At 69.0% G+C, this 18,895-nt stretch carries 20 protein-coding genes and 1 pseudogene; 5 read left to right on the forward strand and 16 right to left on the reverse strand.

From position 1 onward, the window contains the following. Nucleotides 1-322 precede the first annotated feature (322 nt). The 8 genes from ASD59_RS08230 to ASD59_RS08265 all read right to left on the reverse strand — a co-directional run bounded on the left by ASD59_RS08230 (nt 323) and on the right by ASD59_RS08265 (nt 6,864). Nucleotides 323-781, reverse strand: coding sequence for a hypothetical protein (locus ASD59_RS08230; protein ID WP_055830739.1), 459 nt, complete (start codon nt 779-781; stop codon nt 323-325). A 179-nt stretch (nt 782-960) separates the two neighbouring features. Beyond that, on the reverse strand, nt 961-2,871 hold the full coding sequence (gene dxs / locus ASD59_RS08235; RefSeq protein ID WP_055830741.1) for a 1-deoxy-D-xylulose-5-phosphate synthase: 1,911 nt from the start codon (nt 2,869-2,871) through the stop codon (nt 961-963). A gap of 178 nt (nt 2,872-3,049) precedes the next feature. Next, a complete protein-coding gene (locus ASD59_RS08240; RefSeq protein ID WP_156376991.1) occupies nt 3,050-3,919 on the reverse strand; it encodes a polyprenyl synthetase family protein in 870 nt (289 codons plus the stop codon). Between the two features lie 50 nt (nt 3,920-3,969). After that, entirely contained in the window at nt 3,970-4,320 is a 351-nt protein-coding gene (locus tag ASD59_RS08245; RefSeq protein WP_055830743.1) for a tRNA-binding protein, read from the reverse strand. After that, complete coding sequence (locus ASD59_RS08250) at nt 4,320-4,568, reverse strand: exodeoxyribonuclease VII small subunit (RefSeq protein ID WP_055830745.1); 249 nt, start codon at nt 4,566-4,568, stop codon at nt 4,320-4,322. The genes ASD59_RS08245 and ASD59_RS08250 overlap by 1 nt, the downstream gene beginning before the upstream one ends. Nucleotides 4,569-4,626: 58 nt before the next feature. Next, nucleotides 4,627-5,232 carry a peptidylprolyl isomerase gene (locus ASD59_RS08255; protein ID WP_055830747.1) on the reverse strand — a complete coding sequence of 202 codons (606 nt, stop codon included), beginning with the start codon at nt 5,230-5,232 and terminating at the stop codon, nt 4,627-4,629. A gap of 16 nt (nt 5,233-5,248) precedes the next feature. Further along, a complete protein-coding gene (locus ASD59_RS08260) occupies nt 5,249-5,881 on the reverse strand; it encodes a histidine phosphatase family protein (RefSeq protein ID WP_082560129.1) in 633 nt (210 codons plus the stop codon). 62 nt (nt 5,882-5,943) lie between these two features. Beyond that, complete coding sequence (locus tag ASD59_RS08265; protein WP_055830749.1) at nt 5,944-6,864, reverse strand: histone deacetylase family protein; 921 nt, start codon at nt 6,862-6,864, stop codon at nt 5,944-5,946. A 205-nt stretch (nt 6,865-7,069) separates the two neighbouring features. On the opposite strand from ASD59_RS08265, the gene ASD59_RS08270 reads away from it, so the two are divergent. The 3 genes from ASD59_RS08270 to ASD59_RS08280 are packed head-to-tail and all read left to right on the forward strand — an operon-like array spanning nt 7,070 to nt 9,335. Beyond that, entirely contained in the window at nt 7,070-7,603 is a 534-nt protein-coding gene (locus ASD59_RS08270) for a GNAT family N-acetyltransferase (protein WP_055830751.1), read from the forward strand. Nucleotides 7,604-7,623: 20 nt separating this feature from the next. After that, nucleotides 7,624-8,802 (forward strand): vWA domain-containing protein, encoded by a 1,179-nt coding sequence (locus ASD59_RS08275; protein ID WP_055830753.1) that lies wholly within the window; start codon nt 7,624-7,626, stop codon nt 8,800-8,802. 35 nt (nt 8,803-8,837) lie between these two features. Further along, nucleotides 8,838-9,335: a hypothetical protein gene (locus ASD59_RS08280; protein WP_055830755.1), complete on the forward strand. Its 498-nt coding sequence runs from the start codon at nt 8,838-8,840 to the stop codon at nt 9,333-9,335. Between the two features lie 58 nt (nt 9,336-9,393). Here ASD59_RS08280 and ASD59_RS08285 read toward each other — a convergent pair whose 3' ends face one another. The 5 genes from ASD59_RS08285 to ASD59_RS08305 all read right to left on the reverse strand — a co-directional run bounded on the left by ASD59_RS08285 (nt 9,394) and on the right by ASD59_RS08305 (nt 13,139). Further along, the gene (locus tag ASD59_RS08285; protein WP_055830757.1) at nt 9,394-9,576 is read right to left on the reverse strand and encodes a CsbD family protein; all 183 of its coding nucleotides are present in this window, start codon (nt 9,574-9,576) and stop codon (nt 9,394-9,396) included. 84 nt (nt 9,577-9,660) lie between these two features. Next, nucleotides 9,661-10,107, reverse strand: a complete 447-nt coding sequence (locus tag ASD59_RS08290) for an NUDIX domain-containing protein (protein ID WP_055830759.1) — start codon at nt 10,105-10,107, stop codon at nt 9,661-9,663. Between the two features lie 23 nt (nt 10,108-10,130). Then, on the reverse strand, nt 10,131-11,177 hold the full coding sequence (locus ASD59_RS08295) for a sensor histidine kinase (protein WP_055830761.1): 1,047 nt from the start codon (nt 11,175-11,177) through the stop codon (nt 10,131-10,133). 7 nt (nt 11,178-11,184) lie between these two features. Next, complete coding sequence (locus tag ASD59_RS08300) at nt 11,185-11,610, reverse strand: response regulator (protein WP_055830763.1); 426 nt, start codon at nt 11,608-11,610, stop codon at nt 11,185-11,187. Then, nucleotides 11,610-13,139 (reverse strand): sensor histidine kinase, encoded by a 1,530-nt coding sequence (locus tag ASD59_RS08305; RefSeq protein WP_055830765.1) that lies wholly within the window; start codon nt 13,137-13,139, stop codon nt 11,610-11,612. Before ASD59_RS08305 ends, ASD59_RS08300 begins: the two co-directional genes overlap by 1 nt. A 115-nt stretch (nt 13,140-13,254) precedes the next feature. On the opposite strand from ASD59_RS08305, the gene ASD59_RS08310 reads away from it, so the two are divergent. Together ASD59_RS08310 and ASD59_RS13925 are read left to right on the forward strand one after the other, a co-directional pair. Beyond that, a complete protein-coding gene (locus ASD59_RS08310; protein ID WP_055830768.1) occupies nt 13,255-13,965 on the forward strand; it encodes a hypothetical protein in 711 nt (236 codons plus the stop codon). Next, nucleotides 13,947-14,541: pseudogene (locus ASD59_RS13925) on the forward strand (endonuclease domain-containing protein). The gene ASD59_RS08310 and the pseudogene ASD59_RS13925 overlap by 19 nt, the downstream one beginning before the upstream one ends. Here the strand turns inward: ASD59_RS13925 and flhA are convergent. The 3 genes from flhA to flbD are packed head-to-tail and all read right to left on the reverse strand — an operon-like array spanning nt 14,453 to nt 18,880. Beyond that, nucleotides 14,453-16,546 (reverse strand): flagellar biosynthesis protein FlhA, encoded by a 2,094-nt coding sequence (gene flhA / locus ASD59_RS08315; RefSeq protein WP_055831247.1) that lies wholly within the window; start codon nt 16,544-16,546, stop codon nt 14,453-14,455. The pseudogene ASD59_RS13925 and the gene flhA overlap by 89 nt on opposite strands. A gap of 16 nt (nt 16,547-16,562) precedes the next feature. Further along, nucleotides 16,563-17,483 (reverse strand): class A beta-lactamase, encoded by a 921-nt coding sequence (gene bla / locus ASD59_RS08320; protein ID WP_055830770.1) that lies wholly within the window; start codon nt 17,481-17,483, stop codon nt 16,563-16,565. 2 nt (nt 17,484-17,485) lie between these two features. Then, the gene (gene flbD, locus ASD59_RS08325; protein ID WP_055830772.1) at nt 17,486-18,880 is read right to left on the reverse strand and encodes a sigma-54-dependent transcriptional regulator FlbD; all 1,395 of its coding nucleotides are present in this window, start codon (nt 18,878-18,880) and stop codon (nt 17,486-17,488) included. Nucleotides 18,881-18,895: the final 15 nt, after the last annotated feature.

Genomic DNA, 18,895 nt, shown 5'->3' on the forward strand with positions numbered 1-18,895 from the left:
CCCCGCCGCACGTTGATGGCCCTGGCGCCAGACGCCCTCCCCCGCGACGGGATGCAGATAGTATGCGGCCGCCGGGAGGGGGTGCTGACAATAGAGTTTGAGAAAAGCGGAAGCGGTTGATCGGGGAGGATATTTTCTTCCGAACCCGACTATATCAAACCTGATCCTTCCCCCATTTCGGGGGAAGGTGCGCGGCGGAGCCGCCCGGATGGGGGCTCTGTCCGGGTCAGCGGTCGGCGGACGGTGGTCCGCGATCAGACAGCCCCCACCCGTCTCGCTGCGCGAGCCACCTTCCCCCGAAATGGGGGAAGGGGCGATTTGGTCAGTTCCCTTCGCGCGGGGCCGGGGCGGCGTCCGCCGGACTGGCCGGTGTCGCGCCGGCGGCGTCGGCGGCGGCCTGGCAGTCCTGACCGGCGTAGAGGCCGTTCAGATAGTACCAGCGGTGGCGGACGGCGGCCTCCTCGGCCTCCTTGCGCTCGCGGTCGGGGCGGGTCAGGGCCTCGGCGCCGGCGATGGCCAGACCGGCCCCGGGGATCAGCAAGGCCGCGCCGGCCGTAGCCACGCCGGTGATCGAGGAGAGAATGCCGCCGCCCGGCGTTCCGCCCAGCCGCTGGCTGAGCTGGGCCGCTTCTTCCGAAATCTGGGGGCAGGTCATGGCGGTGTCGCTGGCGCGCATGATCTCGACGGGGCCGTCGGCGGAAGCCGAGGCTTCCTGTGCGACGGCGGGCTGGACGACGCCCACGGTCAAGGCGGCGACGGCGGTCAGGATGCGGATATTCATTTTACTCAACCCTCAAAGCCCCGCGACAGAACGGGCTCAGAGGGCGAGGGTTGCGTTCTCCCTCCCCTTCATGGGGAGGGGGGCGCCGAAGCGACCGGGTGAGGAATTCCAGCCCTGACCCACCCTGTCGCCGCTTCGCGCCGACATCCCTCCCCATGAAGGGGAGGGAGAACGCGTGCTTACGCCCGCACCGCCCGCGTCGCCTCGACGCCCAGCGCCTGAAGGGCGGCGGCGGCGATGTGTTCGGCGTTGAGGCCCGCGGTCGCGTACATGGCGACCGGATTGTCCTGGTCCTGGAAGACGTCAGGCAGGCAGAGGGTGCGGATCTTCAGCCCGGCGTCGAGCGCGCCCTTTTCGGCCAGCAACTGCAGCACGAAGGCGCCGAAGCCGCCCATGGCCCCCTCCTCGACCGTGATCAGGCATTCGTGCTCGCGGGCCAGACGCAGGATCATGTCGGCGTCCAGCGGCTTGGCGAAGCGGGCGTCGGCGACGGTGGCGGAGACGCCGCGCGCGGCCAGGGCGTCGGCGGCCTTGAGCGATTCCTGCAGGCGGGTTCCGAGCGACAGGATGGCGACCGTCGTGCCCTCGCGCACGATGCGGCCCTTGCCGATCTCGAGCGGGGCGGCGAGCTCGGGAATCTCGACCCCGACGCCGTCGCCGCGCGGATAGCGGAAGGCAGACGGGCGGTCGTCGATCTCGAGGCTGGTGGCGATCATGGCGGCCAGATCGGCCTCGTCGGCCGCGGCCATCAGCACCATGCCGGGCAAGGCGCCCATGAAGCCGATGTCGAAACTGCCCGCGTGGGTGGCCCCGTCGGCGCCGACCAGACCGGCGCGATCCATGGCGAAGCGCACCGGCAGCTTCTGGATGGCCACATCGTGGACGACCTGGTCGTAACCGCGCTGGAGGAAGGTCGAATAGATGGCGCAGACCGGCTTCATCCCGTCGGCGGCGAGGCCGGCGGCGAAGGTGACGGCGTGCTGTTCGGCGATGCCGACGTCATAGGTGCGGGTCGGGAAGGCCTGGCCGAACAGGTCCAGCCCGGTGCCCGACGGCATGGCGGCGGTGATGGCGACGATGGAGGGGTCGAGATGGGCGCGCTTGATCAGCTCGGTCCCGAACACCTTGGTGTAGCTGGGGGCGTTGGAAACGGATTTGGACTGTTCGCCCGAGACGACGTCGAATCTGGCGACGGCGTGCAGCTTGTCGGCGCTGCTCTCGGCGGGGGCGTAGCCCTTCCCTTTTTGCGTCACGACGTGGACGATCACCGGACGGTCGGTGATGGCGGCGGCGTTCCTGAGGATGGGGACCAGGTTGTCCATGTCGTGGCCATCGACCGGCCCGACGTAGTAGAAGCCCAACTCCTCGAAGAAGGTGCCGCCCACGATCATGCCGCGGGCGTATTCCTCGGCCTTGCGCGCGGCGTTGCGGAACGGGCGCGGCAGATGTTCGGCGACCGACTTTCCGAAGCGGCGGAAATTGCGGTAGGCGCCGCCCGAGACCTGTTTGGCCAGATAGGCGCTCATGCCGCCGACCGGCGGGGCGATCGACATGTCGTTGTCGTTGAGGATGACCATCAGCTGGCCGTGGGTCGTCTCGGCGGCGTTGTTCATGGCCTCATAGGCCATGCCGGCGGACATGGAGCCGTCGCCGATGACGGCGACGACGCGGTTCGTTTCGCCCTTCTGGTCGCGGGCGGCGGCGAAGCCGAGGGCGGCGCTGATCGAGGTCGAGGCGTGGGCCGCGCCGAAGGGGTCGTATTCGCTCTCGCTGCGTTTGGTGAAGCCCGACAGCCCCCCCGGCTGGCGCAGGGTGCGGATCCGGTCGCGGCGTCCGGTCAGGATCTTGTGCGGATAGCACTGATGGCCGACGTCCCAGATCAGGATGTCCTTCGGCGTCTCGAAGACTTGGTGCAGGGCCACGGTCAGCTCGACCACGCCGAGGCCGGCGCCGAGGTGGCCGCCGGTCGTGGAGACGGCGTCGATGGTTTCGGCCCTCAGCTCATCGGCCAGCTGGCGCAGCTGGGGGATGTCGAACCCGCGCGTGTCGGCGGGGAGGTGAACCTGGTCGAGCAGCGGGGTGTCGGGCATGAACTCACGTGTTCCTTACGAGCTCTTCTCTACCCGTCATCCTCGGGCTTGTCCCGGGGATCAGACGTTCCGGCGCTCGGTATTCCAGGGTGGCCGGCAGTCAGAGAAGCCTTTGGATAGCCAGCTGTTCCCAACCTCTGATCCTCGGGTCAAGCCCGAGGATGACGGCGAAGGGTCGTCAAGAACGGCGCTGAAGGACGTAATCCACACTGGCCTTGAGGATTTCGGCGTCGGGACCGAAGACGTCGAGGTGGGCGCGGGCCTGGTCGGCGAGATGCGCGACGCGATGCCGCGCGGCGTCGACGCCCAGCAGGGTGACGAAATTGGTCTTGCCCTGGGCCGCGTCCTTGTTGGCCGCCTTGCCGAGGATATCCTCGTCGCCCTCGACGTCGAGCAGGTCGTCGACGATCTGGTAGGCCAGGCCGATGTCGTGGGCGAAGCTGATCAGGGCCTGGCGCTGGGCCTCGCGGGCGCGGGCGATGATCAGGGGAATCTCGAAGGCGTAGGTGAACAGGGCGCCGGTCTTGAGCCGCTGCATGCGGGCGACGCCGCCGAGATCGTCGCGCACGCCCAGCAGGTCGATCATCTGGCCGCCGGCCATGCCGCGCGCGCCCGAGGCCAGCGACAGGCGGGCCGCCAGTTCGCAGCGGACCTCGGCGTCGTCGTGGGTGTCGGGGTGCAGCAGGATGTCGAAGGCGGCGGTCTGCAGGGCGTCCCCGGCGAGGACGGCGGTGGCCTCGTCATAGGCCTTGTGCACCGTCGGGCGGCCGCGGCGCATGTCGTCGTCGTCCATGCAGGGCAGGTCGTCGTGGACCAGGCTGTAGGCGTGGACGCATTCTAGGGCGCAGGCGGCGCGCAGCACCGGCCGCTCCTCGATGTCGAACAGATTGGCGGCCTCGAGGGCGAAGAAGGGGCGCAGCCGCTTGCCCGGGCCGAGGGCGGCGTAGCGCATGGCCTCGGTCAGGCGCGATTCGGGGCCGCTGGCGCGGGGCAGAAGCTCGTCGAGGGCGACGGTGACCAGATCGGCGATCTCGGCCACGCGGTCGATGACGTCCTGCTCCGGGGAGTTGGCGGCGGGGGCCTGGGGCGGGTGGAGGGTCAGAACAGCCTCCCGCCGATCTCGACCTCGCGGTCGACGCCGACCAGCACGACCTCGCCCGCGGCGTCCGGGAAGCCCAGGGTCAGGACCTCGGACATGAAGTGGCCGATCCGGCGCGGGGGGAAGTTGACCACGGCGGCGACCTTGCGGCCGACCAGGTCGTCGCGCGTGTAGTGGGTGGTGATCTGGGCCGAGGACGTCTTGACGCCGACCTCGGGGCCGAAGTCGATGGTCAGCTTGTACGCCGGCTTGCGCGCCTCGGGGAACGGGTCGGCGGTCAGGACCTGGCCCACGCGCACGTCCACCTTCATGAAGTCGTCGAAGGCGATCGGGGCGGCCGGGGCCGGCATCAGCTGAACTCGGCGGGTTCGACGCCTTTCGCCTGGCCATCGGGGCCGACGACGATCTTCTCAACGCGCAGCTGGGCGGCCTTCAGGCGGTTTTCGCAGTGAGCCTTGAGCCGGGCGCCCTCCTCGTACAGGGCGATCGATTCCTCGAGCGGCGCCTGGCCGGACTCGAGCTTGGACACGATGGCCTCGAGACGCTGCAGGGCGTCCTCGAAGCTGAGATCGGCGGGAATGGCGGCGGGGTCGGTCATCGGCGACGACCCTAGAGGGGGCGGCGGCCCGTCTCAAGCGGAAGGCCGGACTTTCCTGCTAGGGGAGGCGGCGGACGGAGACGACGCCGATGCGCGGGTCCAGCATCTGGCCGCGCATGAAGCCTTCGCCCTCGGTGGGGGATTTGGGGGCGGCGAGGATCCGGCGGACGATGTCCATGCCCTCGACCACGCGGCCGAAGACGGCGAAGCCGGGGTCGCCGGGGGCGGACTTGCCGGCGTCGAGCGAGCTGACGTCGCCGACGATGATGAAGAAGTCGCCCGTGGCCGTGCCGGGATCGAAGCGCGCCATGGAGAGGGCGCCGTCGGTGTGGCTGAGGCCTGTCTCGCTGGTCGGCTCGTGGGCGATGGGCGGCAGGACGCGTTCCGGCGCGCCGCCGGTTCCGCCCTGGATCAGGCCGGCGGCGGGGCCGAGGACCATGCCGCGGTAGAAGGTCACGCCGTTGAAGCGGCCCTCGTCGACATAGCGCAGGAAGTTGGCGGAGGTGACCGGGGCGCGGGGGTCGGTTTCGGCCAGAATGGTTCCGGCGGTGGTTTCGATGGCCACGCGCACCGCGCCGGCGGGAGCCGGGTCTTGGGCGGAGGCCCGGTCCGGAGCGAGGAAGGCCAGGCTGAGGACGAGGGAAAGCAGGGACCGTCGGATCATCGTGCTCTCCGCGCCGTCAGCGCTTCTCGTAGCGGCGCTGGGACCAGTATTTGAAGCCCTGGTTGTGGACCAGATCCCAACCGTCGGCGCGCAGGCGGCGACCGACCATGTGGTTGAAATAGCCGTGGGCGAGGACCAGCACATCCTGACCGCTCTCTGCCCGGGCGATCAGGGCCCGGGCGGCGGCCTCGGAACGGGCCTCGGCCTGGGCGCGGGTTTCCTGACCCTCGTGGTGATTGAAGGCGTGCCACCAGAAGCGGGCGACGGCGCCCCAGTATTTGGGCGGCAGCTTGAACCACGACGGGAAGTGCGGCGGCGGCAGGGGCGCCTCGATGAACAGGGCGTCCGACATGACCTCGCGGCCGGCGGCGATGGCCGCGGCGGTTTCCTGGGCGCGGGGACGGGTCGAGGCGTAGATGGCGCCGGCGCCCTCGGCCGTGGCCAGCAGTTCGGGCGGCGGGGTCTGGCCGGCGCGCAGGCCGCCGACTTCGTATTTCGCCCACCAGTCGCGATACTGGTCGGAGGTCAGCAGGCATTTGCGCGACAGGGCCGGCTCGCCGTGGCGGGCCAGGATGATGGCGCCGGGACGCACCGAGACCAGAGCCGGGCGGGCCGGCGGGGCAGTCACGGGAATCGGCGGGTCTGCCATCAATGGGTCTCGGGCGGGGGCGGGCATGATTTGCGGAGGGATAAGCCTTTGGCGAACCGTCCTTATTCCTCCCCCAAGGCCTGAACGTGAGCGACCGCGGAACGGCCCAGCCCTTCTAGGTCGTAACCGCCCTCGAGCGAGGCTGCAACCTTGCCGCCACAACACGAACGCGCGACCTCGAGAACGGCGCGGGTGGCCCAGGCGAAATCGTCGGCCTCCAGACTCTGATGCGCCAGCGGATCGCGGCGGTGGGCGTCGAAGCCGGCGGAGATCAGGATCAGGTCCGGATTGAAGGCCTGCAGCGCCGGCATCAGCCCGCCCGAGAAGGTCGCGCGCCAGGCCTCGCGGGCCGCGTGGGGCGGCACCGGGGCGTTGACGATATTGCCGACGCCGGTTTCGGAGGCCGCGCCCGTGCCGGGATAGAGGGGCATCTGGTGGATCGAGCCGAGGAAGAGGCTGGCGTCGTTCTCGAACGCGGCCTGGGTGCCGTTGCCGTGGTGGACGTCGAAATCGATCACGGCGACGCGGGCCAGTCCCTCGGCCTGGGCGACGCGGGCGGCGACGGCCACGTTGGAGAACAGGCAGAAGCCCATGGCCTGATCGGGCTCGGCGTGATGGCCGGGCGGGCGGACGGCGGCGAAGGCCCGGGTCGTCTCGCCGCGGGCGATGGCGCGGACCGCGTCGATCACCGCGCCGGCGGCGAGGCGGGCGGCGCGGAGGCTGCCGGGGGACAGGACGGTGTCGGCGTCCAGCTGGTTCAGGCCGGCGGAGGGCGAGGCCCTGAGCAGGCGGGCGACGTAATCAGCGGGGTGCAGCCGTTCGAGGTCGGCGACGGTCGCCTCCGTCGCGGCGCGGCGGTCGAGGGACAGGCCGGAATCGTCGAGGGCGTCCAGCACGGCCTTCAGCCGCTCGGGCCGCTCGGGGTGGCCGACGCCGGGACGGTGCTCGATCATGTCGGGGTGGGTGAACAGGGCGACGCTCATTGTTGGAGACTAGGCGGGCGGCCTGACAAAATCATCCGCTCATCCCGGGGAAAGCCGGGACCCAGTTCTTTGGGCGATCCGGTCGTTCAGAATTTTCACAGCCGCTGCCCCACGCATCCTGCATCACGAAAGCACTGGGTCCCGGCTTTCGCCGGGATGAGCGGAGGGGGTTGAGTCCCGGGGTGCAATGGCTGAAAGCGGAAGCATGAGCGAACCCATCATCCGTCCCGCGACCGACGCCGACGCCGACGCGCTGGCCGCGATCGGGCGCCAGACCTTCATCGACACCTTCGTGGCCGCCGACGGCTTCGCCATCCCGTATCCGGCGGATGATCTGACCGCCTTCCTCGACGCCAGCTTCAGCCCGGAGACGATCCGCACGAAGTTGAGGGAGCCCGGCGCGGCCTGGTGGGTGGCGGAGCGCGACGGCGAGTTGCTGGCCTTCGCCAACACCGGGCCGAACACCCTGCCCCACCCGGACGCCCGGCCCGGCCACGCCGAGCTGCGGCGGCTGTATGTGGCGAAGGCGGCGCAGGGCCTGGGGCTGGGGACGAAGCTGCTGGCCGTGGCGCTGGAGTGGATGGAGGCGCACAGCGACGGGCCGCTGTGGATCGGCGTCTGGAGCGGCAATCTGAAGGCGCAGAAGCTGTACGAGGCTTTCGGGTTCGTGAAGGCCGGGGAGTATCAATACCCCGTCGGTCGGTGGCTGGATGACGAGTTCATCTTGCGGCGGGGCTGAGCCGGGCTCAGGTTGGTCCCATGCTCCTCCCCTTCTTCACCGCCCTGAGACACGCGCGCGTGCCCGTGTCGATGAAGGAATGGCTCCATCTGATGGAGGCCATGGACCGGGACGTGGCCGGGCGGAAGGTGGATGATTTCTACCACCTGTCGCGGGCGGTGCTGGTCAAGGACGAGAAGCACTACGACCGGTTCGACCAGGTGTTCGGCAAGGTGTTCGCCGGGATCGAGACCGTCGGGGCGGGCGAAGAGCCGTCGCTGGACGTGCCCGAGGACTGGCTGAAACTGCTCAACGAAAAATACCTGACCGACGAGGAGAAGGCGCAGATCGAGGCCTTGGGCGGGTTCGACAAGCTGATGGAGACGCTGAAGCAGCGTCTGGAAGAGCAGAAGGGCCGGCACGAGGGCGGCAACAAATGGATCGGCACCGGCGGGACCAGCCCGTTCGGCCACGGCGGCTACAATCCCGAGGGCGTGCGCGTCGGGGGGCCCGGACGGCAGGGGCGGGCGGTCAAGGTCTGGGAGAAGCGCGAGTACCGAAATCTGGACGACCAGGTCGAGCTGGGCACGCGCAACATCAAGGTGGCGCTGCGGCGGCTGCGCCGGTTCGCGCGGCAGGGCGCGCCGGACGAACTGGACATGGACGCCACCATCGACGGCACGGCGCGGCAGGGCTGGCTGGACATTCACATGCGGCCCGAGCGGCGCAACACCATCAAGGTGCTGCTGTTCCTCGACATCGGGGGGTCGATGGATGCCCATGTGAAGATGTGCGAGGAGCTGTTCTCGGCCGCGAAGACCGAGTTCAAACACCTCGAGTTCTTCTACTTCCACAACTGCCTCTACGAAGGCGTGTGGAAGGACAACCGGCGCCGGCACGAGCAGAAGATCCCGACCTGGGAGGTGCTGAACAAATACCCCGCCGACTGGCGCGCCATCTTCGTCGGCGACGCCACCATGAGCCCCTATGAGGTGACCATGCCCGGCGGCTCGGTCGAGCACTGGAACGAGGAGGCGGGCGCGGTCTGGATGAAGCGGGCGACGCAGCAGTGGGACAAGGTGGCCTGGCTGAACCCGTCGCCCGAGCGCTACTGGAGCTATTCCGCCTCGGTCGGGATGGTGCGCGAACTGGTCGACGAGCGGATGTATCCGCTGACCCTGGAAGGCCTGGAGAAGGCGATGCGGGCGCTGGCCAAATAGGCTAGGGTGCGGGCGGTTTCCGGGAGTGTTCCGACATGCTCGCCATCGTGTTCGCCGTGATGCTGCAACAGGCCGCCGCGGGTCAGGTCGTTTGGGAGGAGCCGCCTCCGCCGCCGCCCGCCGCGCCGGTCGGGATTCCCGCCATCCCCGACAGCGCCCGCGCCGACCCCTATGGCTATGAACGGGCCGAATGCAGCCCGCTGATCCGCAAGGCCTCGGAGTCGATGGAGGCTTGCCAGGCCCGGGTTCGGACCGCGCTGGCGGCCAATCTGGGGGCCGATCTGCCGCCCGGCCTGGCGCCCGCGGGCGCGCCCGACGCAGGCCGGCTGGCGGCGGCGGGCGACCGCTACGCCCTGCAGTGCGGCGCTCCGGATCGACCTGCCCGCGCCGCCCTCGCGCCGCAGGAGCAGACGTGTGAAACCCGCCCGCAGGCGCGGCCCCAGGGCGGTGTGGCCTGGACCGAGGAATGCCGGCCGGCCGACGGACGGGCGCCGACGCAGGATGGGCTGAGGGTCCGGTTGGGCGGGGACTGACCGGACGCGCAAACGCCGCCCGCGGTGCGGACGGCGTCACGGTCGTTGAACGCGAAACCTAGTTGCGGTTGTCGCGGAGGGTGTCCTTCAGACCGCCGACGGCGTTCTGGATCTTGCCCTCGGCCTGATCGGCGCGTCCTTCGGCCTTGAGCTTTTCGTCGCCGGTCAGCTTGCCGGCGGCTTCCTTGATATTGCCGCCCATGTTCTTGGCGGCGCCTTCGATACGGTCATGATCGGGCATGGAAATCTCCTCACTGACACGCCGTCGGACTGACGGCGCCTGTGCAGGAAAAAGCGAACGACGGCCGCGCCCGTTCCGTATGGTTCAGCTGGCGTGGCGTCGCAGCCAGAGCGTCACGGCCCAGGCGTGGGCGTCGTGGCGCAACCGGGCGGCGGCCGTATGCGGATGCAGCCAGACCAGTTCGTGATCGATCTCGACCTTGACGGCGGGATCAAGCGACAGTTGTTCCGCGATCCAGAAGCCGCCGTGGTTGTTGATCGGCGATCCGTCGGACTTGCGGAAATACTGCGAGGCCTCGGCCAGGCGAAGCAGAGGCCGGACGGACATCCCCGTCTCCTCGATGAATTCGCGGACCAGGGCCTGCTCCTCGGTCTCGTCGCCGTCGACGGCGCCGCCGGGCAGGTCGAAATAGCTGCCTTCGCCCCGGTCCACCCGGACACAGGCCAGTTTCGCATCGTGGAAGACCAGGCCGAACGCCGTGGGGCGCGGGGCGTAATCAAGGTCGGGATCTCGGCAGCCGAACTGGAGCATGGGCGGATAATGCGTCCGAAGCGTCAAAGATCGAAGGCGAGGCGGGCGCGTACGCCGCGGTGCTCGCCGTCGTACTCGACCTTCGAGCGCAGGCCCGAGGCCATGGCGGTGATGATCTTGCCGCCCAGACCGGTGCCGCGGGCCTTGCCGTCGCCCATGCCGGGGCCGTCGTCCTCGACCGTCAGCAGGGCGCGGCCGTTGGCGTCCGGCTCGAGAATGACCCGGATCTCGCCGGCCTGACCGGGAGCGTAGGCGTATTTGACGGCGTTGGTGACCAGTTCGGTGACGACGACGCCCAGCGACACCGCCTGATCGGTCGAGACGCGCATGGGCTCGGCGCGCAGGGTGATGTTCGGCGAGTTGTCGCCGGGACCGACCGACTTGCCCAATTCGTCGATCAGGCCTTCGAGATATTCGTCCATGGCCACGGAGGACATGTCGTCGGATGTGTAGAGGCGGCGGTGGACGTGGGCCACGGCCTCGATCCGGGCCTGGGATTCCTTCAGGGCGGATCGGGCGCCTTCGTCGGTCATGTGGCGCAGCTGCAGAGACATGAAGCTGGACACCAGCTGCAGGGAATTGCCGACGCGGTGGTTGACCTCGCGCAGCATGGCCTCGGCGCGGTCGCGGGCGAGGCGGACCATCTCCTGGGCCGCCTCGTTCTCGCGCTGGAGCCGGCGGCGCGACACCGCCTCCTCCAGCGCGTTGCGCAGCAGGGCGGTGAAATCCTCGGACACGTCCTTGATGACGTAGTCGGCGGCGCCGGCGCGCAGGGCGGCCACGGCGATACGGCCCTCCTGGGCCCCGGTGACATAGACGACGGGCGGCGGGTTCTTCAGCGCGATGATCTCGGGCAGGACGTCCAGGCCCTCGCGGCCCGGCATGTAGTGGTCCAGGGCGACGACATCGAAATCAGCGGCGCGCTCGACGAGGATTTCCAGACCCGCGTCCCCGTCGGGGGCGCAGGCGACGGCGAAGCCGTGGCGGCCCAGCTCCTTCTCGACCAGCCGCGAGAGGCCGCGGTCATCGTCGATATAGAGCAGGCGGATGACCTCCCCCTCGGGCTTCACTGTGCGCTCACTCGATGTCCGGCGCCTGCATCACCGACAGGAACAGCCCCAGTTGGCGGATGGCCCCGGCGAAGCTTTCATAGTCCACGGGCTTGGTGATGTAGACGTTGCAGCCGAGGTCGTAGCAGCGCTGGATTTCCGTCTTGTCGTCCGTGGTGGTCAGGACCACGACAGGGGCGCGGCGCAGGCGCTCGTCCTTCTTGACCCGCTCGAGGATGTCGGTGCCCGACATGTCCGGCAGGTTGAGGTCCAGCAGGATCAGCATCGGCCCGTTCAGCCGAACCTCCTCGCTGAACAGATAGTCCATGGCCGAGCCGCCGTCGGCGAAATGGGCGATGTCATTGGCGATGTTGGCGCGGCGGATGTTCTTTTCGATCAGCTTGGCGTGACCGAGGTCGTCCTCGACCATCACGATCTTCACGGCAGTGCTCATCAATCGTCTCCGGCGTCCGCGAGGACGAGGCGTGTGGGGAATTTCAGTGTAAATGTCGAGCCTTTTCCGAGCTCCGACCCGACGGTGATTTCGCCGCCCAGACGACGCACGCTGTTGCGCACGAAGGCCAGACCGACGCCCTCGCCCACCCGGTCCTGCTTGCCGGAGCGTCGGAAGAGTTCGAAGATGCGTTCGTGATCGCGGTCGGAAATTCCGCGCCCGTTGTCGGCGATCCGGTAGACGACGTGGCCGTCGCCGGTTTCCCGACCCGAGACGACGATGCGTCCGGGACGGGCCGGGTCCAGATATTTGACGGCGTTGTCGACCAGATTGCCCAGCACCTGCTCCATCGACAGCCGGTCGCTTTCGACCGACGGCAGGGGTTCGACGACGATCTCGGCGTCCGAGGCCTCGGTCTGGTGCCGGACGCTGTCCGCCACGCCGCGGGCCATGGCGGTCATGTCGAGCCATTCGGGCGTGAGATTGCGGCGACCCTCACGGGACAGCTTCAGGATGGCGTTGATCAGCCGGTCCATCTTTTCGGTCGAGGCGCGGATGAAGCCGACGGCTTCGGGAAGGTCCTCGCGCACCGCCGTCAGGGCGTCCTGCTCGACCAGCTTGGGCGCCCGGGTTTCCACCGCCGTCATCTGACGGTCGATGACCTTGCCGGCCTGCTCCAGTTCCGAGGTGAACCCCATGACGTTGACCAGCGGGGCGCGCAGGTCGTGGCTGACGATATAGGCGAAACGCTGGATTTCCTCGTTGGCGCGGGTCAACTGGAAGGTGCGGTCGCGGACCTTGTGCTCAAGCCCGGCGTTCATCGCATCGAGGGCGTCGCGCGCCTGCTGGATCTCGAGCACATAGCGGCGGATCAGCCAGGCGCTGACGCCCGCCAGCGCCAGGATCAGCAGGGCCGCGATGGCGTTGACGAGAACCGTCACGCCGGCGGCCCACTCCGTCTGGCGGGTGCTGAACTGGAGACGGGTCTCCTGCACCTCGTCGATCGCGGCGGTTTCGGCGCGCATCTGATCCATCACCCGCTTGCCGGAGCCCTCGCGGATAATCCGCACGGCGTCCTCGAAGCGGCCCATCCGCCCCAGGGCGATGGTGCGATCGATCACGTCGAACCGTTGCTGGGACAGGCTGCGCAGCTGCTCGACGCGCGGCGACAGGTCCGGATCCCCCGCCGTCAGCCGCGCCAGTTCGTCCAGCCGCTCGGGCAGCCGGGCCGTGCTGATGTTATAGGGTTCGAGATACTCAGGCTGCCGCGTCAGCAGAAAGCCGCGCTGACCCGTTTCAGCGTCGATCAGCAGGCGCATCACCTCGACCGCCGCCAGCCGGATGCGCTGGCCGCGCTCCACATTGTCGTTGAAGTCGCTTGTCCGCTGCAGCATCACGAAGACGCCGACATTGACGATCAGCAGCAGGCTGATCGCGCCGGTCAGCAGCGCCACGACGGACCGGCTGAGCGACGGAGTGCGCAGGAAGCGGCCAAGGGCCAGAAGCGTGGGACGCAGCGCCGGTATCATCGGGCGCGAGCATTAGCGGCGCGTTCGGCCCTGTCCAGTCGCGTCCCGGGAGAAACCCTGCCCGTTCCGGCGATTTAAGGTAAAGGTGCGTTCGTCAGGATCGGGGGAGAACGACATGGTGTGGTGGTGGTGGATCGTTCCGGCGGTCGTCGGACTGATCGGCGTCGTCCTGCTGCTCAAGGGCCTGGGAGCCCTGTTCAGGGGCCGGATCTTCAGCGGTTTCCTCGTCGGCGCCGGCGGCGCGGGCTTCATGGCGGCGGCGGTCATCGCCTCCCTCCTCGCCCTCGACATCCAGACCTATGGCCGGCTGACCTATGAGCGTCCGGTGGCCACGATCCAGACCCGCCAGCTGGGGCCGCAGTTTTTCGAGGCGACAGTGATCCAGCCCGACCGGGGCGAGCACGCGCCGGCGGCGACCAACCTGTATCCGCTGCACGGCGACGAATGGCGCATCGAGGCCCAGGTGCTGAAGTGGAAGCCGTGGGCCAATGTGCTGGGTCTGGACACGCAATACCGGCTGGATCGCCTGTCCGGGCGGTACGCCTCGATCGAACAGGAAATCAACGCCGAACGCAGCGTCCATCCGCTGTCGGGCGGCGACCCCTCGGTCACCTGGCTGCCGTGGACGATCAGCACCTGGGACACGGCGCGGCGTTACCGGCGCTATGTCGACGCGGTCGACACCCTGTACGGCGGCGGCGCCTATATGCCGATGGCCGACGGGGCGAAATACGAGGTGTGGATCACCCAGTCCGGCCTGGTGGCGCGCCCGGCCAACGACGCGGCGCGCACCGCGTCGTCGGGGGGATGGACCGAGGTTCGGTAGAGAACTCTCCTCCCCGCATCGTGGGGAGGTGGCGCGGCGCGAAGCGCCGTGACGGAGGGGGCGACGCGGTGGCTGACGGAAAGAGCTACGAACGCGCCAAGGCTTTCCGCAAGGCGCTGACGGCGCCGGAAGCCCGGCTCTGGCTGTACCTGAAGGCGCGCAAGCTTCGGGGCCTGCGGTTCCGGAAGCAGCATCCTCGACTTCTTTTGCGCGGAAGCCGCTCTCGCGGTTGAGATGGACGGGTCGTCTCACGAGCATCCTGAGCGAGCCGAGCATGATCGGCGACGGACGGTCTGGCTGCGCGGGCGGGGCATTCGCGTGGTTCGCGTCGCGGCGCGTGACGTGCTGGGTGAACTGGAGGGCGTACTCGGGTTCATCGCGGGGGTTGCGAGGAACGATTGCCGTCCGCGTCGCCCCCTCCGTCACGGCGGCTGCGCTGCCGCGCCACCTCCCCATCTGGCGATGGGGAGGAGATTGACGGGTCGGCCTAGACCGTGCCGATCGTCCTCAACCGCGCCCGCGGATGGACCTCGTTCTGGCTCATCACCACGGTCTGGCCGCGGAAGCGTTCGATGATCGAGCGAACATAGGGCCGGATCTGCGGGCCGGTCAGCAGGACGCCGGTCTCGCCCGCCATGGCGGCGCGCTCGAAGACGTCGCGGACGGCCCGGATGAAGTCCTGGAGACGGGACGGCGCCATGGCCAGCTGGCGGTCCTCGCCCTGTCCGACCAGGGCGTCGGCAAAGGCGGCTTCCCATTCCGGCGACAGGGTGACGATCGGCAGGGCGCCATCGTCGCCCTTGTGCTGCCAGCACAGCTGACGGGCCAGACGGCCGCGGACGTGTTCGACCAGGGTGGTGACGGAGCTGGTGTGCGGCGCGGCCTCGGCGAGGCCCTCGAGAATGGCGCCGAGATCGCGGATCGAGACCTTTTCGCGCAGCAGGGTCTGGAGCACGCGCTGCAGGGTGGTGACGGTCACGACCGAGGGGATCAGTTCGTCGACCAGCTTCTTCTCCTCGGTCCCCAGCTCCTTCAGCAGCTTCTGCACCTCGGCGTAGGAGAGCAGGTCGGCCATGTTCTCCTTGAGGATTTCGGTCAGGTGGGTGGTCAGCACCGTCGAGGGATCGACGATGGTGTAGCCGCGGAACGTCGCTTCCTCGCGCAGGCTTTCGTCGATCCAGGTGGCGGGCAGGCCGAAGGCGGGTTCCTTGGTGTGTTCGCCCGGCAGTTCGACCTGGCGGCCGGCGGGGTCCATGGCCATCAGGGAGCCGAGACGGACCTCGCCCTGTCCGGCCTCCATCTCCTTGATGCGGATGGCGTAGCCCTGGGTCCCCAGACGCATGTTGTCGAGGATACGGACCGACGGCATGACGAAGCCGTACTCCTGGGCCAGCGAGCGGCGCAGGGCGCGAACCTGGTCGGTCAGGCGGCGGCCCTCGAGATCGTTGATCAGGGACAGCAGGGAATAGCCCAGCTCGATCTTGACCTCGTCGATGGTCAGGGCGGTGCCGATGGGCTCCTCGACATCCTCGCGCGGGCCGGAGGCGGTGGCGGCCATTTCGGCCTCGGTGGGCTTGGGCCTGAGCCGTTCGCGGCCCAGCTTCCAGGCCATGAAGCCCGTACCGATGGCCAGCGCCGCGAACGGGATCAGGGGCATCCCCGGAATCAGGCCGATCAGGGCGGCGGCGGCGGAGACGACGCCGAGGCTGACGGGGTTGGTGGCCAGCTGGGCGACCAGGGCCTTGTCGGCCGTGCCCTCGACGCCCGCCTTGGACACCAGGAAGCCGGCGGCGATGGAGATGACGATGGCCGGGACCTGGGTCACCAGGCCGTCGCCGATGGTCAGGGCGACATAGGTGTCGGCCGCCTCGCCGATCGGGAGGCCGTGCTGGATCGTGCCGATCAGGATGCCGCCGATGGCGTTGATGAAGACGATGATCAGGCCGGCCACGGCGTCGCCGCGGACGAATTTCGAGGCGCCGTCCATGGCTCCGAAGAAGGTCGATTCCTGCTCCAGCTCCTTGCGGCGCAGCTTGGCCTGGTCCTCGGTGATCAGGCCGGACGACAGGTCGGCGTCGATGGCCATCTGCTTGCCCGGCATGGAGTCGAGGGTGAAGCGGGCCGAGACCTCGGCGATGCGGGTCGAGCCCTTGGTGATGACCACGAAATTCACCACCAGGATGATGGCGAAGATGATGATGCCGATGATGAAGCTGCCGCCCATCATCAGGGCCCCGAACGACTGGATCACCTGGCCGGCGGCGCCGTGGCCCTCGTGGCCGTGGGTCAGCACCAGGCGGGTCGAGGCCAGGTTCAGCCCCAGGCGGAACAGGGTGGTGACCAGCAGCACCGTCGGGAAGATGGCGAAGTCCAGCGGCCGCTTCATCATCACGGCCGTCATCAGGATCAGCACGGACGAGACCAGCGAGATGGCCAGCAGCAGGTCCAGCAGGAATTTCGGCACCGGCAGGATCAGCAGCAGAATGACGCCGATGACGCCGATGGCCATGGCCACCTCGCCGCGCGCGACCCAGCCCATCATGTCGCGGCCGGTCGGACGGGCGTAGCCGTCCTTCATCATCACCGAGGCGGGGATGTCAGTCATGGCCGAGCGCCTTCAGGGCCAGGCGGGCGGCGTCGGCGATGACGGCGTCGTTTGCAGCCGCCGAAGACGCCGAGGTCGCGTGATAGTAGGCGGCGACGATCACCGGCTTGCCGTTGGGTGGATAGAGCAGGCCGATGTCGTTGGTCGGGCCGTAGCCGCCGGTGCCGGTCTTGTGCGCCACCCGCCATCCGGCCGGGACGCCGGCCTTGAGGCGATCCGCGCCGGTCGGCGAGTCGACCATCCAGCGCAACAGCCGCGCCTGCGACCCTGCCGTCAGCGGCGAGTTCGGTGAAAGGAAGAGACGCTGCAGGTTCGTGACCGACTGCGCCGGCTGGATCGTGTCCTTGTCGCCGTCCAGCCGGTTCATCTCGGGCTCGAAACGATCGGCGCGGGTGCTGTCGTCGCCGATCGAGCGGTAGAAATTCTGCATGGCCGCGATGCCGCCGTTCGCCTTGAGCAGCAGGTTGGCGGCGGGGTTGTCGCTGACCTCGACCACCGCCTGCATCAGCCGCCCGACGCTGAGGCTGGAGCCGATGGCGGGCTCGGTCACCGGCGCGTGGTTGACCATGTCGGCCCGGCTGATCGGGATCATCCGGTCGGCGGTTTCGCGGCCGTCCTGGATGCGGACGAAGGTCGCGGCGGCCAGATACATCTTGAAGGTCGAGCAATAGACGAACCGCTCGGTCGCCCGCCAGCCGAGGCTGCGGCCCGTCGCCGTATCCAGCGCGACGAAGCCGAGACGGCCGCCGTTGCGCGTTTCCAGCCCCGAGACGTCGATGGCCTGCATCGCCACGGCCGGTCGTTCCGGCTGGGCCGTCGGGGCCGCCTCGGGGGCGGCCTGCTGCGAGCAGCCCATGACGCCGATCGCGCCGAGGCCGGTCAGGACGCTTCTGCGGTCCGTACCCGAGGTCATGCTCAGGCCGCCGCGTAGCCGACAGCGGCGATGCCCGATTGCGGAGCCGGGATGCTGGTCCCCTCGTCGGCGTATTCGTTCAGCTTGTTGCGCAGCGTCCGGATCGAGATGCCCAGGATGGTGGCCGCATGGGTGCGGTTGCCGAGGCAGTGCGACAGGGTGTCGAGGATCAGGGTCTTTTCCATCTGCGCCACCGTCTGGCCGACGTGTGCGCGGGTGACGGCGTCGGCGGTCTGGGCGGCGCGGGCGGCGGGGTTGTCATAAGCGGCGGCGCCGTGCGAGCCGGCGCTGAGGGGCTGGCCGTCCGGCAGGCGGATGGCCTCGACGTCGATCTCGGGCCCGACCGCCAGCAGCACGGCGCGGTGCATGGCGTTCTCCAGCTCCCGCACGTTGCCGTTCCAGCGATGCGAGACCAGGGCGCGGCGGGCGTCGACCGAGATCGGCCGCGCCGGCACGCCGTTGGCGGCGGCGTATTTCTTGACGAAATGATCGGCCAGAACGGAGATGTCGCCGGGCCGCTCGCGCAGGGCGGGCAGGCGCAGGTTCACGACGTTGAGGCGGTAGAGCAGGTCTTCGCGGAAGGTCCCCTCGGCGACCGACTTGGCGAGATCGCGGTTCGAGGTTGCGATGATGCGGATGTTGACCGGCACAGGCTTCGTTCCGCCGACGCGATCGATGACGCGTTCCTGGATCGCGCGCAGCAGCTTGGCCTGCAGGCGCACGTCCATCTCGGAGATTTCGTCCAGCAGCAGGGTGCCGCCGTCGGCTTCCTCGAACTTGCCGATGCGGCGGGCCATGGCGCCGGTGAAGGCGCCCTTCTCATGCCCGAACAGCTCGGATTCCAGCAGGTTGTCGGGGATGGCGGCGCAGTTGACGCTGATGAAGGGCCGCTCGGCGCGCTTCGAGCCGGTGTGGAGATAACGGGCCATCACCTCCTTGCCGACGCCGCTTTCGCCGGTGATCAGGATCGAGGCCTCCGAGCGGGCGACCTGGTCGGCCAGCATGACCACCGCCTTCATCGACGGATCGGCCGAAATCAGCGGCCGATCATCGTCGGCGACGGCGGACAGGACGGCGGCGATCAGATCGGCTTCCGGGGGAAGCGGGATGAACTCCTTGGCTCCGGCGCGGATGGCGTTGGCCGCGTCATTGGCGTCGGCGTCGACGCCGCAGGCCACCACCGGCACATGGATGCGCTCGGCCTCGTTGGCCGCGATCAGGGCGGCGATGTCGATGCGGTAGTCGACCATCAGCAGGTCGGCGCCCTGCCCCCGGCGCAGCTGTTCCGTCGCCTGATCGCCACGCTCGACGTGGCTGACCTTGGCGCCGTGCGCCATGGCCATCTTCACCGCCGTCGCCAGCTGTCCGCTGAGCCTGCCAACCACCAGAAGCCGCATGGGTCTTCTCCTCTA

Source organism: Brevundimonas sp. Root608 (assembly GCF_001427825.1).
Lineage (GTDB): Bacteria > Pseudomonadota > Alphaproteobacteria > Caulobacterales > Caulobacteraceae > Brevundimonas.

Bases quoted from the DNA above. Each gene is read 5' to 3' on its own strand.
- dxs (WP_055830741.1), bottom strand. From the start codon at position 2,871: ATGCCCGACACCCCGCTGCTCGACCAGGTTCACCTCCCCGCCGACACG.
- bla (WP_055830770.1), bottom strand. From the start codon at position 17,483: ATGACCTCGGGTACGGACCGCAGAAGCGTCCTGACCGGCCTCGGCGCG.
- ASD59_RS08275 (WP_055830753.1), top strand. From the start codon at position 7,624: ATGCTCCTCCCCTTCTTCACCGCCCTGAGACACGCGCGCGTGCCCGTG.
- ASD59_RS08245 (WP_055830743.1), bottom strand. From the start codon at position 4,320: ATGCCGGCCCCGGCCGCCCCGATCGCCTTCGACGACTTCATGAAGGTG.
- ASD59_RS08280 (WP_055830755.1), top strand. From the start codon at position 8,838: ATGCTCGCCATCGTGTTCGCCGTGATGCTGCAACAGGCCGCCGCGGGT.
- flbD (WP_055830772.1), bottom strand. From the start codon at position 18,880: ATGCGGCTTCTGGTGGTTGGCAGGCTCAGCGGACAGCTGGCGACGGCG.
- ASD59_RS08285 (WP_055830757.1), bottom strand. From the start codon at position 9,576: ATGCCCGATCATGACCGTATCGAAGGCGCCGCCAAGAACATGGGCGGC.
- ASD59_RS08305 (WP_055830765.1), bottom strand. From the start codon at position 13,139: ATGATACCGGCGCTGCGTCCCACGCTTCTGGCCCTTGGCCGCTTCCTG.
- ASD59_RS08250 (WP_055830745.1), bottom strand. From the start codon at position 4,568: ATGACCGACCCCGCCGCCATTCCCGCCGATCTCAGCTTCGAGGACGCC.
- ASD59_RS08270 (WP_055830751.1), top strand. From the start codon at position 7,070: ATGAGCGAACCCATCATCCGTCCCGCGACCGACGCCGACGCCGACGCG.
- flhA (WP_055831247.1), bottom strand. From the start codon at position 16,546: ATGATGAAGGACGGCTACGCCCGTCCGACCGGCCGCGACATGATGGGC.
- ASD59_RS08255 (WP_055830747.1), bottom strand. From the start codon at position 5,232: ATGATCCGACGGTCCCTGCTTTCCCTCGTCCTCAGCCTGGCCTTCCTC.
- ASD59_RS08290 (WP_055830759.1), bottom strand. From the start codon at position 10,107: ATGCTCCAGTTCGGCTGCCGAGATCCCGACCTTGATTACGCCCCGCGC.
- ASD59_RS08260 (WP_082560129.1), bottom strand. From the start codon at position 5,881: ATGGCAGACCCGCCGATTCCCGTGACTGCCCCGCCGGCCCGCCCGGCT.
- ASD59_RS08230 (WP_055830739.1), bottom strand. From the start codon at position 781: ATGAATATCCGCATCCTGACCGCCGTCGCCGCCTTGACCGTGGGCGTC.
- ASD59_RS08300 (WP_055830763.1), bottom strand. From the start codon at position 11,610: ATGAGCACTGCCGTGAAGATCGTGATGGTCGAGGACGACCTCGGTCAC.
- ASD59_RS08310 (WP_055830768.1), top strand. From the start codon at position 13,255: ATGGTGTGGTGGTGGTGGATCGTTCCGGCGGTCGTCGGACTGATCGGC.
- ASD59_RS08265 (WP_055830749.1), bottom strand. From the start codon at position 6,864: ATGAGCGTCGCCCTGTTCACCCACCCCGACATGATCGAGCACCGTCCC.